We start from the raw sequence: 18,023 nt of genomic DNA on the forward strand, positions 1-18,023 counted from the left end.
GCCGCGGGGCTGTTTGTTTCGGCGGACATGAGAGCATGCCCGCCTGTACGGCTCGATTTACATCATGCCGCCCATGCCGCCCATGCCGCCCATGTCCGGCATGCCTGCGGCCGGCTTGTCTTCCGGCAGCTCGGCGATCATGCAGTCGGTGGTCAGCATCAGGCCGGCTACGGAAGCCGCGTGCTGCAGAGCGGAGCGGGTCACCTTGGCCGGGTCCAGCACGCCCATTTCCAGCATGTCGCCGTATTCGCCGCTGGCAGCGTTGTAACCGAAGTTGCCCTTGCCTTCAAGCACCTTGTTCACGACAACCGACGGCTCGTCGCCGGCGTTCTTGACGATCTGGCGCAGCGGCGCTTCGATCGCGCGCAGCACGATCTTCACGCCGGCTTCCTGATCGACGTTGTCGGTCTTCAGGCTTTCCAGAGTAGCGCGGGCGCGCAGCAGGGCTACGCCGCCGCCAGGCACAACGCCTTCTTCAACCGCAGCGCGGGTGGCGTGCAGCGCGTCTTCGACGCGGGCCTTCTTCTCTTTCATTTCCACTTCGGTGGCTGCGCCGACCTTGATCACGGCAACGCCGCCGGCCAACTTGGCCACGCGCTCTTGCAGCTTCTCGCGGTCGTAGTCGGAAGTGGCTTCTTCGATCTGCTTGCGGATTTCGCCCACGCGCGCCTGGATGGTGGTGGCTTCGCCGGCGCCGTCGATGATGGTGGTGTTTTCCTTGCCCACTTCCACGCGCTTGGCTTGGCCCAGTTGGTCCAGGCTAGCCTTTTCCAGGGTCAGGCCGACTTCTTCGGCGATCACTTCGCCGCCGGTCAGCACGGCGATGTCGGTCAGCATGGCCTTGCGGCGGTCGCCGAAGCCCGGTGCCTTGACAGCCACAACCTTCAGGATGCCGCGGATGGTGTTCACCACCAGCGTAGCCAGCGCTTCGCCTTCCACGTCTTCGGCGATTATCAGCAGCGGGCGGCCGGACTTGGCCACTTGCTCCAGCACCGGCAGCAGGTCGCGGATGTTGGAGATCTTCTTGTCGAACAGCAGGATGAACGGATTGTCCAGCGCAGCGATCTGCTTGTCCTGGTTGTTGATGAAGTACGGGGACAGGTAGCCGCGGTCGAACTGCATGCCTTCCACCACGTCCAGCTCGTTGTTCAGGCTCTTGCCGTCTTCAACAGTGATCACGCCTTCCTTGCCCACTTTTTCCATCGCATTGGCGATGATTTCGCCGATGTCGGAATCGGAGTTGGCGGAGATGGAACCCACCTGGGCGATTTCCTTGGAGGTCGCGCACGGCTTGGCGATCTTGGCGATCTCGCCCACCAGCGACACCACGGCCTTGTCGATGCCGCGCTTCAGGTCCATCGGGTTCATGCCGGCGGCGACGTACTTCATGCCTTCCTGCACGATGGCCTGAGCCAGAACGGTGGCGGTGGTGGTGCCGTCGCCGGCCACGTCGGAAGTCTTGGAAGCCACTTCCTTCACCATCTGCGCGCCCATGTTCTCGAACTTGTCCTTCAGTTCGATTTCCTTGGCGACGGATACGCCGTCCTTGGTGATGGTCGGCGCGCCGAAGGAGCGGTCCAGCACCACGTTGCGGCCTTTCGGGCCCAGGGTAACTTTGACCGCGTCGGCCAGGATGTTGACGCCGGCCACCATCTTGCTACGCGCGGATTCACCAAACTTTACGTCTTTAGCTGCCATGCTCGAAATCTCCAGAATCTATTTTTGAAGTTGAGATAAGGGTCGGATTACTCGACGATGCCCATTACATCTTCCTCGCGCATCACGAGGACTTCGTTGCCGTCGACCTTGACGGTCTGGCCGGAATACTTGCCGAAGATCACTTTGTCGCCGACCTTCAGCTCCAAGGAACGGCGCTCGCCGTTTTCCAGGATCTTGCCGTTGCCAACCGCCAGGACTTCGCCCATGTCCGGTTTCTCGGCGGCTGCGCCCGGCAGAACGATGCCGGAAGCAGTCTTTTCTTCAGCCTCGAGGCGCTTGATAACAACACGGTCGTGCAGGGGACGAATTGCCATTGATCTCTCCTATTACATTGGCTGTTGAGAGTGGAACATCAGGTAGTGTTGGTTGCGATCGAGAGCTTAGCACTCGACCATCACGAGTGCTAATAATAGGGATGAGAAGCCGGGTTTTCAAGAGCTCCGCGCGTCAATTTTGCGCCGTGCCATCCTGGACGAAATTACCTACAAAGACGAGTCTGCTCGCCTCACCTCAGGCTTCAGCCATCAATGCGATATGAGTAACAAGCTCAAGATGGAGCAGAAATCGCGACCACTACCCTCTCACCCTGTTAAACTTTCTTGAAGCATTTTCTAGGTGAAAATTCAATAAAGATAACAACCACTCGCTATCTTGTGGCCATTGAAAGTCGTAAAACGGCAGGATAGCCACAAACGGGATCCGTTCCATCGCGCCAAAGCAACCCTGAGGCTTCCGACACAAGGTTATGCCTCATTTATGCTACAAGCGATTGAGCCGCCCCACCTTCAAAAGCAGCTATTTTATTGCCTCTCAAAGACACCTATCAGTAACATTGTTCGTGGCTGTTGCTCAACGCCCTCGCCGCTGTTCAGAACGATAAGATGATTAAGATCCCTGTGCGATACGAAAGCCGGACAAGAACTCAAACAATATTCACACAAATCAATCATACGTTTAAAACGCAAGGGAACACCGAACTCAGCATGAGCGTGGTATCCTGCTTGCGCAGCGTCGCCTTATGCAATTTGACCTGCGCACAACGAAACAGCGCAGCTTCATTTGTAGCAATCGTTGTGAGACAATCATTTCTTCAGATTGTTTGAAAAACTTTTAGCATTTTTATCATGAGAAAAATATGCTTCTAGCACTGTTAAACTCGATACTCTTTTCATTAATTATCGGTGCAATTCTAATTCATTTCTCTCACTTCCATGAGAAATTTTCTGCCGACCATGATTTATCTGGCGTCCAAAAATTTCATGCAACCCCTGTTCCGCGCATCGGCGGCATTGCAGTCATGGCGGGCCTAATTGTTGGCATAATCACAATATTCTTTTTGACAAGATCTTGGACGACTCCACTACTACTGCTGGCGTCTCTACCCGCATTTCTCACGGGTCTCATGGAGGATATAACCAAGAAAGTTGGGCCAGGCACGAGATTGCTGGCAACCTTCGCAGCAGCGGCTGCGGCCTTTTTCTTAGCCCAAGCAAATCTCTCAAGACTAGATATTCCTGGAATTGATACAGCCTTAAGTTCCTGGTGGCTCCTATCCCTGCTTTTGACAATGATTGCAGTAGGGGGCGTCGCTCATGCCGTAAATATTATTGATGGTTACAATGGGCTATCTGGCGTAGTTGCCATATTTATTTTTCTAGCCATGGCCTATGTCGCATTTAAGGTTCACGATATTGAATTAATGGGCTTATGTTTTACCATGATAGGAGCCATTGCTGGCTTTCTTTTTTGGAATTTTCCCCGAGGGCTAATTTTTGCCGGTGATGGAGGAGCGTATCTTGTCGGCTTCATGGTTGCTGAGGTCGCCGTTTTGCTCGTAGGCAGACACCATGAAGTTTCCCCATGGTTTCCATTACTTTGCGTTATCTACCCTGTTTTCGAAACAGTGTACTCGATTTATAGAAAAAAATTCCTCCGCGGAATGTCCCCCGGAATACCTGACGGCTTGCATCTACACATGTTGGTATACAAACGTATTGTTCGCTGGATGGTAGGCTCAAAAGACGCAGTGCATCTGACACAACGCAATAGCCTAACTTCGCCGTATCTCTGGGCATTGTCATCATTTTCAGTTGCGCCTGCCATGCTGTTCTGGAACAACACACCAGTATTAATAGGTTTTGTAATCGCATTTATGGCTACATATATTCAACTCTATCGGATGATTATCCGCTTTCGTACGCCTCGTTGGTTATTACTACACAAATCTTCTTAATCTTCAGGCAATAAAATACCCGCCCATAACTCAATACATCGAGAAGCTCTGTTTAGCTAAGTTAGTTAACCTGCAACAGTGTCCTGATCAAAATCAGGGCACGTATGAAATTTAAGATTTATTTAATATGATACTTATCCAATTAGCAGGCGGCTTAGGCAATCAACTTTTCCAATATGCATTTGGACGCGCCCTTGCCATCGAGAGTGGAGTAGATCTGTGCCTAGACACGCGCAGACTAGATGCTGAAAAAATTCACACTGGCTACTGTTTAAACAATTTCAACATCAATGCTTCCTTACTTAACGAAAAGCAAAGCCAGAAGTTCCCATCTTGGAAAGTGTCTTTATCTAGAAAAATAAAATTATTTTCTCGCTTTTTTTTAAAAATTCATCATGAGAAATCCAACAAGCACAGCCCGATTTCATTGCGTAGCAAACTAGACACTCTTTATATTGGATATTGGCAGTCGGAAAATTATTTCAAGACTCATAGTAAGACTATATTTAGAGAGCTAGAAATAATTACCCCTATCTCTTTACACTCTCAAAAAATTATAGCTCAGATGGAAAGTGTAAACTCCGTTTCCCTACATATAAGAAGAGGCGATTACACCTCCAATGCAATAGCCCAAAAAATATACCATTATTTGGATGAAGATTATTACTTCAACGCAATGGAATTGATGAAAAAAAAGATCAACAATCCTACATTTTTTATTTTCTCTGACGATATCGAATCTGCCAAACAGATGATTGGCTTGCAAGAAAATGTCTTTTACGTCTCAGATAGCAATACGACTGCTATTGATGAACTTAATTTAATGACTAATTGCAGAAATCACATAATTGCAAATAGCACTTTCAGTTGGTGGGGCGCATGGTTAGGAAAAAATGAAAATAAGATCGTAGTGGCCCCCAAATCATGGTTTAAGACTGATTTGAGCAGTGCCAATATAATACCGGATGAATGGATAAAATTATGACAGAGAGCCCTCTTGTCTCGGTTATTTTCCCTGTCAATAAAAATAACCCTCATCTAGAAGAAGCAATACAAAGCATTAAAAACCAGACATACAAGAAATTAGAGCTAATCATTATTGCCAACAATTGCGAGGATAGTTTCTATTCATTGCTGCTGAAACATCAGGATCAAAAAACAAAAGTCATCAGAACATCTATCAAGTACCTACCATTTTCTCTTAATCTTGGGGTTCACTTATCGCAAGGCGAATACATTGCACGCATGGATTCTGATGATATTTCAACCTTAGATCGAATAGAAAAACAAGTAAACTACTTTTCCAGCATGCCTGAGTTGTCTATTTTAGGATCCAATGTTGAATATATAAATGAGGAATCAGAATCCATCGGATACTCAAACTATCCGTTAGATCATTCCTCAATAGTGAGTAGCTTTCCCTTCCGGTGTAACTTGGCCCACCCAACCATAATGGTAAAAAAAGAAGTCATTACCGCCCTAGGCGGCTATATGTATGGGTCTCTTTCTGAAGACTATGATTTATGGATTCGAGCAAGTCGTCTCGGCAACTTTAAATTTTCAAATATAAGTGAGCCTCTGCTGAAGTATCGTATCCATAAAGGCCAAGCGACAAATAAAAGTAACGCTTATAATATTTTTGCTTTTGATAGTTCGTTAAAAATAAGAGAGTTCTTACTAAAAGGCAATGTTCAATACTTGCTGGGAGTCGCTCGTGGATTTGTTGCCTTTATATACGTTCGCTTTATAAAAAAATAATCGTACCGCCCAACTCACATGCGGCCCTCGTTCGCATGTCGACTATTAACATGCTGCCGGGCAATGCCGTTTCAGGCAGCCTGCTCAATTATTTAAATATTTAACCGTTATGGCTGGCAGCCACTTTCGTTAGCCATAACATACTGCAACTATACGCCTTTATAACTGGGCATATAAAGTATTTGAGATGAAGGATTGCATTATTTCTTTCGTCGGAAATTTTAAATTACCAATTCAGAACAACCCTCACAAACCCAATTAAATTTTAGATGAGACTCATATGAAAAAAGCTCTTATCACCGGTATCACAGGTCAAGATGGTTCCTACCTGGCTGAATTCTTATTAGAGAAGGGTTATGAGGTCCATGGCATCAAAAGACGCGCATCCTCTTTTAATACCCAACGAATAGATCATATATTTGAAGATCCGCACAATCAAGATGCAAGAATAAAGCTGCATTATGGCGATTTAACCGACTCATCTAATCTGACTCGGATATTATCTGAGGTTCAACCTGATGAGGTGTACAATCTTGGCGCTCAATCTCACGTTGCGGTAAGTTTTGAAGCTCCAGAGTATACTGCTGATGTAGATGCAATAGGAACTTTGCGTCTACTCGAAGCAATTCGTTTTTTAAAATTAGAAAAAAAATGCCGATTTTATCAGGCATCAACTTCAGAATTATATGGGCTAGTGCAAGAAATTCCGCAAAGAGAATCTACACCATTTTATCCCAGAAGCCCCTATGCCGTTGCAAAGCTATATGCATACTGGATCACTATAAATTATAGAGAGTCCTACGGCATGTACGCATGTAATGGAATCCTTTTTAATCATGAATCTCCACGCCGTGGTGAAACTTTTGTAACTAGGAAAATTACCCGTGGTCTAGCAAATATTGCCCAAGGCTTAGAACCTTGCTTATACATGGGCAATATGGATGCTCTAAGAGACTGGGGACATGCAAAAGATTATGTGAAAATGCAATGGATGATGCTTCAGCAAGAAAAAGCTGAAGACTTTGTTATAGCGACTGGTGTTCAATATAGCGTGCGGCAATTCATTACGTGGGCTGCTGAGAATCTGGGTATTGAGCTGGAGTTCGTCGGAACAGGCATCAATGAACATGCCAAGGTTAAAAGAATATTTGGAAATAATGCTCCCGCATTAAAAGTTGGAGATATTATTGTTAAAGTCGATCCTCGATACTTCCGACCAGCAGAAGTTGAAACATTGCTCGGAGACCCAAGCAAGGCCAAAGAGCGCCTTGGCTGGGTTCCAGAAATCACTGTACAACAAATGTGCGCCGAGATGGTCCAGAATGATCTTGAACAAGCAAAACAGCATGCACTCCTAAAACAGCATGGCCATTATGCACCAGTAAGTATTGAACGATAACCATATATTAAGGCACGCTATATGAGAATACTATTAACTGGTGCATCTGGCATGGTTGGCCATAATCTGCTAGAGCACCCTTCTGCAGATAAATTTCAATGGCTGACTCCCTCACATGCAGAACTAGACCTTTCGGATTTTACTGCCACATTGAGGTATATCGATAGAGAAAAGCCCGATTGCATTATTCATGCCGCGGGAAAGGTCGGCGGCATTCAGGCAAATATACGCGAACCCGTTAAATTTCTAATCGATAATCTCGATATGGGCCGTAATATTCTCCAAGCAGCTTATTCTGTAGGTATTAAAAATCTCATAAATATTGGTAGCTCTTGTATGTATCCTCGTGGTTGCCAAACTGCATTAAAAGAAAGCGATGTACTATCTGGTGAGCTTGAGCCTACCAATGAAGGATATGCCTTAGCAAAAATCACTGTAGCAAAACTTGCGGAATATATATGCCGTGAAAATCCGAGTTTTAATTACAAAACAGTGATACCGTGCAATCTATATGGCAAATACGATAAATTTGATCCCAAGTGGTCACACCTGATTCCTGCAATTATCCATAAATTGCATCAAGCAAAAATTCACGGTCATAGTGAAGTAGAAATTTGGGGATCCGGGGAGGCGCGGCGAGAGTTTTTATTTGCTGAAGACTTAGCAAGCGCACTATTAAAAGCTATTGATGATATTGAAACTATACCTAGCTATATGAATGTAGGGCTTGGTCATGATTACTCTGTTAATGAGTACTATCAAGCTGCTGCTGACGTAATTGAATATCATGGTGCCTTCACTCACGATCTATCCAAGCCTGTTGGAATGGATAGGAAATTGACAGATACAAGCCTAGCAAATGAATGGGGATGGAAGCCACAGACAAGCTTGGCTGACGGTCTAATGAAAACATATCAGCACTACTTACAAATTCAGAAAGAGAGCCATTAAATGCATTACCCACTTGCAAGTACCACTTGGGATCAGAATGAATATGCTGCGATTCAAAGAGTCATTGAGTCAGGCATGTTTTCTATGGGGAAAGAAGTTTACGCATTTGAACAAGCCTTTGCTGAATGGGTTGGTTGCAAATATGTCGTAATGGTCAACTCCGGATCTTCAGCTAATCTAGCCATGATTGGCGCACTGTTTTTTAGAAAAGAAAATCCTTTAAAAGCGGGCGATGAGGTTATCGTTCCTGCTGTTTCATGGAGTACAACCTACTATCCGCTGCAACAATATGGATTAAAGCTGAAGTTTGTTGATATTGATAAAGAGACTCTAAACTTTAATTTAGAGCAACTTGAAAAATCGATTACAGAAAATACTAAAGCTATTCTTGCAGTCAATCTGCTAGGCAACCCTAATGACTTTAAGCGCATTCAAAATATAATTAAAGAGCGCAATATCATTTTGCTAGAAGATAATTGCGAATCAATGGGTGCTCAGATTGATGGGAAGCAAGCCGGTACATTTGGATTGATGGGCACCTTTAGTACATTCTTCAGTCATCATATTGCGACCATGGAAGGTGGTGGCATTATGACTGATGATGAAGAACTCTATCACATTTTACTTTGTCTCAGGGCGCATGGCTGGACAAGAAATTTACCTAAGTTTAACCATGTTTGCAGTGAAAAAAGTGATAACCCATTCGAAGAGTCTTTTAGGTTTGTACTGCCTGGCTATAATCTGAGACCACTTGAAATGAGTGGTGCAATTGGGCAAGAGCAGGTCAAAAAATTACCCACTCTTATTGAAGAGCGTCGTAATAATGCTTTTTACTTTCAAGAGTTATTTTCCGACCATCCATGGATTTCTATACAACAAGAAATTGGAAATAGTAGCTGGTTTGGATTTTCTTTAATTTTAAAAGAAAATGCTCCAATTTCTCGCAAAGATTTAGTTGAAAAATTATCCGCAGCGAACATAGATGTTCGCCCTATTGTCGCTGGTAACTTTGCTAAAAATGAAGTACTGAACTGGTTTAATTACGAGATTCACGACAAACTCGACAATGCTGAATATATTGATCAAAACGGCTTCTTTGTTGGGAATCATCATTATAGCTTGCGCGAGCAAATTAATTACCTGAAGAACATTATTGGTTCATGAGATCAGCACTTCTTTATGGTGCAGGGGAAAATAATAACGTATTTTCCCCTTCGTCGCACCTTAATCGTGATAATTGCAATCACCCGTTTTTACTACTACGTAAAGAGTTATCAACATTAGGTATTGATTTAAACACCTGGGATATTAACCCAAAAACTAAGCCTACAATTGAAATTCATATCAATGCTAGGCCTATTACTCGCGCTGATAGTGTCAGATATTATTTGCTCAACATGGAAACACCATTAATTGATAAAAATAATGGTGTTGCTAAATTAGTAAATCAATTTGATACCATCTTTTGCTGGTCAAACCATACAAAAACTCAAAAGCGCTTTCAAAAAGTCAACTATAGCCAAAGTTTGATTTTGCCAGAAATAACAGGCTTTTTGAATAGAGATATATTATGTTGCATGATCGCTGGCAATAAAACTACTCTAGGCCCTGATATTCGAAGCTTGTACCCTGAAAGAGTGAAAGCTATTACTTGGTTTCAAGATAACCACCCAGATTCTTTTGAATTATATGGAACTGGTTGGAATCTACCAGCTATGCGCTATGGGAAAATAGGGCGCGCACTAACAAAGTTACAGGGAAAGCTAGCCAGCTATGCTCATCATGACTTTTTCCCTGCTTATAAAGGTCGTGTAGAAACGAAATCATCTGTTTTAAAAAAATCTCGCTTCAATATATGTTATGAAAACGTCACTGGCTTTGATGGTTATATAACTGAGAAAATTTTTGATAGCTTCTTTTCAGGGTGTGTGCCCATTTATTATGGAGCCCCTGACATTCAAGATTTTATTCCTGAAAATTGCTATATAAATAAGACGCAGTTTTCAAACTATCAAAAACTTTATGATTATTTAAGCCTTATGCCTGAGGAAGAGTATACACACTATCAAAACAATATTTATGCGTTTTTAACCAGCGAGCAATTTAAGCCATTTTCGTCAGAATATTTTGCCCAATGTATCACTGATGTGATAAAGAATGATTTGGAAAGTGAAAATTGAAATCCAATCACCTGAGCATGTTATGGATATCTCTTTCACGCTTAGCCCAGGCTTTAATTGGGCTTTTATCATTAAAAATAATTACACACTGGCTTCCTGTTGAACAATTTGCAAAGCTTGGACTAATTACTGCCTTTACTGGTTTTTTTGGATTGTTTTTAATAAACCCAGTTGGCCAATATATTAATCGACATACTCATGAATGGTATCAAGAAGGAAGCTTAATAAATCAGCTGCGGAAATTTAATCTTTATATAACCATCTTAGCTTTTTCTGGATGTTTTGCTGGTATTGTATGGGGATATACTACATCCCCCCCAAACACATCTTATTTATATATTTTTATGTTAGGCCTCGGCATTGGGATAAGTATCTGGATAGGGACTTGGAACAACACTCTTGTACCTTTACTAAATATGCTCGGCTTACGAATAAAATCGATCAACCTAGCACTTTTAACTGTAGTTTTTGGATTAACCATATCGATTTTATTAGTTGAAATTAAGCAAGATGCGCTATTCTGGTTATATGGCCAATTGCTTGGCTTTGCTATATGTTCAATGATTGCTCTTCGTATACTGGTAAAAATTTGTGGCATACCACATGTAAAAACCTCATGCTTCATAGAGCCAAGTATTATTAGGACATATTGCGTACCCATCGCAGTAACTGCAGGCTTGCTGTGGTCTTTAACTAGTGGCTATAGATTTATTGTTGATTCTGTTTGGGGGCCATACAATTTAGGCTTACTAATACTAGGTTTAGGAGTTGCAAGCCAATTTTGGTCTGTTGTAGAAGCAATTGCATCGCAAATTATTTTGCCTAAGTATTATCAACAACTAAGCCATGGAAATAGAAACCATAGCGTGGTTGCATTTAACAATATGATAAACTCTGTTCTTCCTATTTATGTCTTAATGCTAGGACTCGGCGTTTCCAGTTGTACCAGCTTAATCTCTATTTTAGTAGATTCTAAGTATCATTCCTCAATTGTCTTCTGTCAGATTGCAATGCTTGCTGAGTTTTTTAGAGCATCAAGTAGCATGTTGAATCAATCAGCTCAAATAGATAAAAAAATGACAGCGATGCTCACTCCTTATCTTATTGCGACAATTTTCGCAGTTATTGGCTTTGCAGCGCTCTTAAAATCTCAATCTGATTTTATCTATGTTCCCTTAATTTTGATGTTAGCGCTTGGAATTACCTCTGTAATTTCATTAATTGCAGCATCTAGAAGAGTCACAATTAAAATCAACATTACACTTCTATGCGGCGCATCGTTCTTAAGCCTACTTCCAATATTCGCTAGTAAGCTACTAAAGGCTAGTAGCTTACTAGGAAATATTTTTGTCCTCGCTTTGATGGCAGTTATCTCGTTACTGAGTATGATTATTATCCTACGTTACAACCGCTCGTTTCGTGAAATTATATCGACAAAGCTACCACACGAAAATCATTAATATATAGCGAATGGGTATAGCAACCATGATAACTCAACGTTCGATAAGCTTTTATAGCGTATCTTTTCTAATAATAACTAGTTTCTTAGTAACTATTATTAGCATGTTTTGCTATATTCAAAATTATCCCATTACTCAATTAACCAATGATTCAGAATCCATATTTATACATGCTTCTGATATAGTTACATATCTGAATCATTTTGACTCAGTTGAAGATATAGCAATTTATGCCGACATTTTGACCCCTGGGATTTTATATGGCCTCCCAATGGGATATATTAATTACACGATTCTTAATGTTATCCTATTAATACCCTTTTTAAAATTCTTGCTGAGCCTGAAAGATGTTAAATATATAAACACTCTTTTAATACCCAGCATAGCATTATTTATTGTAATATACAGCAAAGAGGCAATAATGCTTTTTGCGTTGAGCTTGTTTGCTATTCAGTACAAGAAAGATATTAAAAACTACGCCTTATTATTTATATTGGGCTTGGCTTGCTTTTTTGTTTTAGAAACGACACGAAGAGGCAGCGGATTATTATTTTTATTATTTTTACTTTTGAGAAAACATAGATCTTATTTTGTTTTTGTTTTACTTGGCGGCTTAGCATCTTCATATATCTTTGACTATCTTGGCGAATATATATTTATATTTCAAAGAATTGTTGATGTTTCAAACGAATTAAGTATTTCTCAGCCTAACTATTTTATACGATTGGCAAGCAATATACTTTTTTTGCCGGCATTACCCATGTACTATAAAATTGACTTTAATTTGTTTAGCCAATTTTGCTTTGGAATATGGTGCCTTTTTATACTTTATAACATTGCTGCGAAAGCAAACAGCGAAAAGCAAGAATACTCATTCAACCTTATCTTACTTATATTGCTACTTTCTTTTATTCCATTTGCGCATCCAAGATATTTGATTGCATTTATCCCATTAATTTTTATTTCGGCACCAAACAAAAATGCTTGATACTATCTCGGTAATTATTCCTTGTTTCAATGCTGAGAAATTTATAGGTAATGCTTTACTGTCAATTTATGAACAGACTAAACGACCACTAGAGATAATTTGTGTCGATGATAAATCAACCGACCTTACAATTAATGTAATTACCTCTTTTCAAGAGCAATTTTCAGACCTTAAAATTATTCTAATTGAAAGTTCTGAGAATGCAGGCCCCGCAATTGCACGTAATCATGGGCGAAAATTTGCCAAGGGGAAATGGATCGCTTTTTTAGATGCGGATGATACGTGGCATCCACAGAAACTCGAATTGCAACTTGATGCTTTGATTAAGCACTCCCTGGTTTTTATAGGAAGTGCATTTTCGTACACTGCGGCCAGTGATCATATCTATAGCTACGATGTAAAAAGAATATCTTTGTCAAGTTTGCTACTGAAAAACTATTTTCCAACTCCATCAGTGATGGTATTAAATGAAATTTTAATCCCATTTGATGAAAGCATGCGATACTCTGAAGACTACGCATGCTGGTTACTGATGGCAAAGCATGGATATCAGATGGGTTATATCCCTACTCCATTAATTACCCTAGGCAAGCCCTCATACGGACATTCTGGTCTTAGCGCTAATTTATTATTGATGGAATATGGCGAGCTACGAGCCATCAGAAAATGCCTCGGTCAGTTAAATATGAAAGCCATCTTCTTTCAATTTTTTTCAATACTGAAATTTATAAAACGAATGGCTGTTGTAACTATGCGAAGGCTTGTAAATTAATGAAAATTTGCCTTGTTTCTAATACTGCATGGTCTTTATACAATTTCCGCAACGGAGTTATTAAATGCCTTTTAAATAAAGGGCATCAAATTTTTATTATAGCGCCGCCAGATGCATTTTCTGAGAAACTACGCCAAATGGGCTGCTCAGTTATTGATATTAAACTATCTCCCAAGGGAATTAATCCCATCTCAGATTTAAAACTGATTAAGGCGCTATATGTTAATTACAAAAATATCTCCCCAGATTTTATCATCCATTACACTATCAAACCTAATATATATGGTTCAATTGCATCATACTTTTCCAATAACTCATGCATAGCCATAACAACTGGGCTTGGTTATACTTTCGTGAGAAAAAATTGGGTTGCCCAGATTGCGAAAAAACTATATAAACTTGCCTTCCGCTGGCCTAAGGAAGTATGGTTTTTAAATGAGGATGATAAGCATACTTTTTTGTCACATAAGTTGATCAAGCCCGAGCAAGCTGTTTTACTGCATAGTGAAGGCGTTGATATGCAGTTTTACTCTCCTCGCCCCAAAACAAAACTTGATACTAATATTCGTTTCTTGTTGATCTCCCGAATGCTATGGGATAAAGGGGTCGGTGAGTTCATCCAAGCCGCCCGAAAAGTAAAAGAAATATACCCACATGCACAATTTCAGCTTTTAGGAGCATGTGATGTGCCTAACCCCAGCGCAATTTCTCGGTCTTTAGTAACAGAATGGGAAAATGAGGGCATTATCGAATACCTTGGGACTACTGATGACGTGCGTCCATATATCTCTCAGGCCGATTGCGTAGTACTCCCATCTTTTTATCGAGAAGGTATTCCTAGAACGCTAATGGAAGCGGCTGCAATGGCGAAACCTTTAATTACAACAGACAATGTAGGCTGCCGCGATTTAGTAATTAATAATAAAACTGGTTTTTTATGTAAAACCAAGGATGCCGAGTCACTCGCTGAGTCCTGTATTAAAATTTTAAGACTGAGTGATGAGGAAAGATCCCTTATGGGAGATGCGGGAAGGCAGTTCATGGCCCAGTCTTTCAGTGAGACTCGTATAATTAAACAATATATAGATTTATTAAAAAAATACTGCGCTTCAGCATAAAACTTATTTATTGATACTCGGAAGATTTCATATGATCCCAATCATTCTTGCCGGCGGACTTGGAACTCGTCTATGGCCATTATCTCGCAGCAGCTTTCCTAAGCAATTCCTTCCCCTTGCTAGCGATAGCTCAATGCTACAAGATACTTACGCTAGAATCGTTGAATTAGAACAATGCGAAAAGCCAATTGTTGTATGCAATGAAGAACATCGCTTCATTGTTGCAGAACAACTCAGGCAAATGAATGCAAACCCCGTATCCATAATATTAGAGCCCATTGGCCGCAATACAGCTCCTGCTATTGCAGTTGCTGCTTTAAATGCTTTACAACTACACGATGATCCGATCCTGCTCATATTGGCCGCAGATCATGTGATCGCAAATACTGCTGCATTTCATAAAGCAATTTCGATTGCAAAACCCGCGGCAGAAGCAGGCAAGTTGGTAACCTTTGGCATTGTTCCTAGCAAGCCTGAAACGGGTTACGGTTATATAAAGTTTGTGAAATCAGCGACTCCTTCTCAAACTGATACTGACGTTTTCCCTATCGAAAAATTTGTTGAAAAGCCTTATCAAAAGAAAGCTCAGGAATACCTTGATAGCGGAAACTATCTCTGGAATAGTGGCATGTTCATGTTCCGAGCCTCTGTCTTCATTAGCGAGTTAAAAAAATACTCTCCTGATATCCTGAGTGCTTGTCAGCAGTCCATTGACAATGCAAAGAAAGACTTGGATTTCTTACGGCCTGATGCTGAAAAATTCTCGTCCAGCCCAGAAAACTCTATTGACTATGCCGTCATGGAGAGAACTGATAAAGCTGTCGTAGTACCATTAGATGCAGGGTGGAGTGATGTCGGCTCTTGGGATGCTTTATGGGAAATTTCAAAGCAAGATGAATGCAATAATGTCAACATCGGAAATGTTATTTCAATTGCCACCAAAAACTGTTATTTACGTAGTGCTGAACGTCGTCTGTTAGCCACTGTCGGCATTGATGATTTAATAGTAATCGATACCGCTGATGCTATTTTGGTTGCAAAGAAAAATCAGGTCCAAGATGTTAAAAAAATTGTTGAACACTTGAAATCCACCCAGCGGCCTGAAGCAAACCAGCATCGAATGATTTACCGGCCGTGGGGTTATTATGACAGCATTGACTCAGGCACTCGCTACCAAGTGAAGCGCATCACGGTAAATCCTGGAGCTAAACTATCAGTACAAATGCACCATCATCGTGCGGAGCATTGGATTGTTGTTTCTGGAACAGCAAAAGTATTGAATGGTGAGAAAGAAGTGCTATTAACGGAAAATCAATCCATCTACATACCCGTTGGAGTGGTACATGCTCTGGAAAATCCAGGTAAAATTCCTCTTGAATTGATTGAAGTACAATCCGGCGCCTATCTTGGAGAAGATGATATTATTCGCTTTGAAGATCGTTACGGGCGCTGCTAGGTAGGAGAGGAATGTGAGTATTAAGCTTGCATCAACGGATTTTATGCACGTGGTAAAGCACGCGCCTTTAATCTCTATTGATTTTATTATAGAGAACGAGGATGGCGAGTGCTTGCTCGGGCTAAGAAAGAATCAACCTGCGGCAGGATATTGGTTTGCGCTTGGTGGTCGCATTCGAAAGAATGAATCTATTGATTCTGCTTTTTTGAGATTAAGCAATGAGGAGTTAGGCATTGCCATTGAAAGAAGCGAAGCAAAACCTTTTGGTGTTTGGGAACATTTCTACAACACGAATGCCTGTGAAGAAGAAGGATTTGGTACGCATTATATTGTCCTGGCGTACAAAATTAAGCTTTCGCTCCAGCTATCCACATTACCCAACCTTCAACACACTGAATACAGATGGATAAAGAGGGCTGAAATTATCGAAAACCTCAGTATTCACGACAACACTCGAGCTTACTTTATTGAACAGTAAATGAAACGCAGACAATGTCTGCGTTTCATTTACTTGCCTTACATTCCCAAATACTTCAAAACTCCCTCCGCAGCCTGCCGCCCTTCGTATACAGCCCTCACGACTAAATCCGCTCCTCTTACCATATCACCACCAGCAAAAATTTTAGGATTGCTTGTCTGATAAGGGAATTTGCTAGCTGCAGATGCCAATATGCGGCCATTCGCTGCGGCAGCAACATGATGCTCTGTAAGCCAGGCAGCCAGCTCAGCCTGAAATCCAAAGGCAATGATTACATGATCACATTCAATGATTTCTTCACTACCCGGTATAATGTCTGCGCTACGCCGTCCCTTGGAATCTGGCTCACCAAGCTTCGTTTCCGCAAGTTTCACAGCCAGCGAGCCGCCTATCATAGGCTCGATCGCCAGCGGCTGCCGGTTCCATAGGAACTCCACGCCTTCTTCCTTGGCATTACCAACCTCTCTCTTGGAGCCCGGCATATTGGCTTCGTCTCGACGATAGGCGCAGATGACTCGTCTAGCTCCCTGACGAATCGCAGTACGGTTGCAATCCATGGCGGTATCGCCGCCGCCAAGCACGACTACCCGCTTGCCTCGCATCGATATCGCTGCCTCCTCCTTGGATAGGGTTCCCAAACCTTGTCGCGCACTGTTGATGAGATAAGGCAGCGCTTCCAAGACTCCCGAACTGCCCTCTCCTGCGAAACCACCCTTCATATACTTATATGCGCCCATGCCCATGAACACCGCGTCGTGCTTCTTCAGCAATTTATCGATGGAAATGTCTTTGCCGACTTCAGTGTTCAATACAAACTCCACGCCCATGCCTTCCAATATCTCGCGGCGACGACGCACAACGTCCTTTTCCAGCTTGAATTCCGGAATGCCGAAGGTCAGCAGCCCGCCGATCTCCTCATAGCGGTCATACACCACAGCCTTGACGCCATTGCGCGCCAACACGTCGGCGCAGGCCAAACCCGCCGGGCCAGCGCCGATCACTCCCACCGTCTTGTCCGTCCACACCACTTTTGACATGTCCGGCCGCCAGCCCGCCTTGAACGCCTCGTCGGTGATGTACTTTTCAATGCTGCCGATGGAAACGGCGCCGAAGCCGCCCTGGTTCAATGTACAGGCGCCCTCGCACAGCCTGTCTTGCGGACAGACTCGGCCGCAGATCTCCGGCAGGCTGTTGGTCTGATGCGACAGCTCCGCCGCTTCGAACAAACGCCCCTCCTCTACCAGCTTCAGCCAGTTGGGAATGTAGTTGTGCACCGGGCACTCCCACTCGCAGTACGGATTGCCGCAGGACAAGCAGCGGCCGGCCTGGTCGGCGGCGTCCACCGCGTGCAGCGGCTGATAGATTTCCTTGAATTCGATCTTGCGGACCGCAGCGTCGATCTTGTCGCCGGGGTTGCGCGACAGCTTCATGAACTGAAATACATCGGACATCGTGTTCTCTCCCGCTAGGGTGGGGCGGCGCCTCGCGCCGCCCTGTATTTGGATGGCTGC

Annotated in this window: 16 protein-coding genes; 13 read left to right on the forward strand and 3 right to left on the reverse strand. The window is 42.9% G+C overall.

Annotation, left to right across the window (positions count from 1 at the left end; all coding sequences use genetic code 11):
• Nucleotides 1-57: 57 nt before the first annotated feature.
• On the reverse strand, nt 58-1,698 hold the full coding sequence (groL, locus tag ACX17K_RS20710) for a chaperonin GroEL (RefSeq protein ID WP_231150878.1): 1,641 nt from the start codon (nt 1,696-1,698) through the stop codon (nt 58-60).
• Between the two features lie 47 nt (nt 1,699-1,745).
• On the reverse strand, nt 1,746-2,033 hold the full coding sequence (gene groES / locus ACX17K_RS20715) for a co-chaperone GroES (RefSeq protein ID WP_046168017.1): 288 nt from the start codon (nt 2,031-2,033) through the stop codon (nt 1,746-1,748).
• 821 nt (nt 2,034-2,854) lie between these two features.
• Here groES and ACX17K_RS20720 point away from each other — a divergent pair.
• The 13 genes from ACX17K_RS20720 (at nt 2,855) to ACX17K_RS20780 (ending at nt 16,512) form a co-directional block, all read left to right on the forward strand.
• The gene (locus ACX17K_RS20720; protein ID WP_493776242.1) at nt 2,855-3,952 is read left to right on the forward strand and encodes an MraY family glycosyltransferase; all 1,098 of its coding nucleotides are present in this window, start codon (nt 2,855-2,857) and stop codon (nt 3,950-3,952) included.
• A 127-nt stretch (nt 3,953-4,079) separates the two neighbouring features.
• Nucleotides 4,080-4,937 (forward strand): alpha-1,2-fucosyltransferase, encoded by an 858-nt coding sequence (locus ACX17K_RS20725; RefSeq protein WP_493776243.1) that lies wholly within the window; start codon nt 4,080-4,082, stop codon nt 4,935-4,937.
• Complete coding sequence (locus tag ACX17K_RS20730; RefSeq protein WP_493776244.1) at nt 4,934-5,710, forward strand: glycosyltransferase; 777 nt, start codon at nt 4,934-4,936, stop codon at nt 5,708-5,710. The genes ACX17K_RS20725 and ACX17K_RS20730 overlap by 4 nt, the downstream gene beginning before the upstream one ends.
• Nucleotides 5,711-5,990: 280 nt before the next feature.
• Nucleotides 5,991-7,109, forward strand: coding sequence for a GDP-mannose 4,6-dehydratase (gene gmd, locus ACX17K_RS20735; RefSeq protein WP_493776245.1), 1,119 nt, complete (start codon nt 5,991-5,993; stop codon nt 7,107-7,109).
• A gap of 21 nt (nt 7,110-7,130) precedes the next feature.
• Nucleotides 7,131-8,060 (forward strand): GDP-L-fucose synthase family protein, encoded by a 930-nt coding sequence (locus tag ACX17K_RS20740; protein WP_493776246.1) that lies wholly within the window; start codon nt 7,131-7,133, stop codon nt 8,058-8,060.
• Nucleotides 8,061-9,224, forward strand: coding sequence for a DegT/DnrJ/EryC1/StrS family aminotransferase (locus ACX17K_RS20745; RefSeq protein ID WP_493776247.1), 1,164 nt, complete (start codon nt 8,061-8,063; stop codon nt 9,222-9,224).
• Nucleotides 9,221-10,240 (forward strand): glycosyltransferase family 10 domain-containing protein, encoded by a 1,020-nt coding sequence (locus ACX17K_RS20750; RefSeq protein ID WP_493776248.1) that lies wholly within the window; start codon nt 9,221-9,223, stop codon nt 10,238-10,240. Before ACX17K_RS20745 ends, ACX17K_RS20750 begins: the two co-directional genes overlap by 4 nt.
• Nucleotides 10,237-11,700, forward strand: coding sequence for a lipopolysaccharide biosynthesis protein (locus ACX17K_RS20755; protein ID WP_493776249.1), 1,464 nt, complete (start codon nt 10,237-10,239; stop codon nt 11,698-11,700). The genes ACX17K_RS20750 and ACX17K_RS20755 overlap by 4 nt, the downstream gene beginning before the upstream one ends.
• A 25-nt stretch (nt 11,701-11,725) precedes the next feature.
• Entirely contained in the window at nt 11,726-12,688 is a 963-nt protein-coding gene (locus ACX17K_RS20760; RefSeq protein WP_493776250.1) for a hypothetical protein, read from the forward strand.
• Entirely contained in the window at nt 12,681-13,460 is a 780-nt protein-coding gene (locus ACX17K_RS20765; protein WP_493776251.1) for a glycosyltransferase family 2 protein, read from the forward strand. Before ACX17K_RS20760 ends, ACX17K_RS20765 begins: the two co-directional genes overlap by 8 nt.
• Nucleotides 13,460-14,578 carry a glycosyltransferase family 4 protein gene (locus ACX17K_RS20770; protein ID WP_493776252.1) on the forward strand — a complete coding sequence of 373 codons (1,119 nt, stop codon included), beginning with the start codon at nt 13,460-13,462 and terminating at the stop codon, nt 14,576-14,578. The genes ACX17K_RS20765 and ACX17K_RS20770 overlap by 1 nt, the downstream gene beginning before the upstream one ends.
• 31 nt (nt 14,579-14,609) lie before the next feature.
• Complete coding sequence (locus ACX17K_RS20775; RefSeq protein WP_493776253.1) at nt 14,610-16,034, forward strand: mannose-1-phosphate guanylyltransferase/mannose-6-phosphate isomerase; 1,425 nt, start codon at nt 14,610-14,612, stop codon at nt 16,032-16,034.
• 13 nt (nt 16,035-16,047) lie between these two features.
• Nucleotides 16,048-16,512, forward strand: a complete 465-nt coding sequence (locus tag ACX17K_RS20780) for a GDP-mannose mannosyl hydrolase (protein ID WP_493776254.1) — start codon at nt 16,048-16,050, stop codon at nt 16,510-16,512.
• Between the two features lie 38 nt (nt 16,513-16,550).
• Here ACX17K_RS20780 and ACX17K_RS20785 read toward each other — a convergent pair whose 3' ends face one another.
• A complete protein-coding gene (locus ACX17K_RS20785) occupies nt 16,551-17,963 on the reverse strand; it encodes an FAD-dependent oxidoreductase (protein WP_493776255.1) in 1,413 nt (470 codons plus the stop codon).
• Nucleotides 17,964-18,023: the final 60 nt, after the last annotated feature.

It is taken from the genome of Chromobacterium sp. INPA-IVC (assembly GCF_059047085.1).